Genomic DNA, 739 nt, shown 5'->3' with positions numbered 1-739 from the left:
TGTAAAAGCTCTCGTATTCTCCTTCAAATACAAACTTTTCAGGGTGAGATTTGATGTAGTTTAGTTCGTTTTCTTCACCTTCATAATCATAAATGAAATCATCGGCTTCATCTAAAATATTAAAAAATTCCTCTCCGTATTTTTCTTCCAATATTTCTAGCATATGGTATCTTTCTTCTTTACCAAAAGATAATGTCCCACCACAATAGTCTACAACTTTTTGAAAATTACCTGCATATTCGTTCATCCCAAAATGTTTGAAACCTTTTATTGCGTCTTCCCAAACTATCCCTGTAGGATTATATAAAAACTGATGATGACCTCCATTATTTACTTCTACAAAATACCAAGTAATGGCTAATAAATATCTTTGCTCTAAAGTGAAAGTCTGCGCTGATTGAATATACTCATCATATCCATCATAAATATTAATTGTTTCCCACATTGGATCAACAACATCAAAATAAAAGTTTTCATCTAAACTTTTAATATTTTCTATGGTAATCTTTACGTATGTTAATTTCTTTTCTGTTTCACTCATTTCATTTCTCTCCTCTATATTTTCATTTTCTTAATTGATATATTCAAAATATTTTTCTGTTAAAATAGAATATTTCATATTTTACCTCTCGTAATTAATAAATTTATGCAAGTTCTAAGTCACAGATAACTCTTTTGGTATCCAGTTCGTCTATAGCAGTAATTTTTATATAATCAAATCCATTTCTCTTCACTTCTT

General features: G+C 28.6%; 1 protein-coding gene. It reads right to left on the bottom strand.

The genetic code is table 11. The features are described 5' to 3' along the window. On the bottom strand, positions 1–541 hold a 541-nt coding region (locus tag SMIDD26_RS05205), incomplete at its 3' end, for a DMP19 family protein (RefSeq protein ID WP_061439328.1). Positions 542–739 lie beyond the last annotated feature (198 nt).

The sequence above is a fragment of the Streptococcus mitis genome (assembly GCF_001579035.1).
GTDB lineage: Bacteria > Bacillota > Bacilli > Lactobacillales > Streptococcaceae > Streptococcus > Streptococcus mitis_J.
The sequence above is the reverse complement of the archived record's forward strand: the minus strand, read 5'-3'. Positions and strand labels throughout refer to the sequence as shown.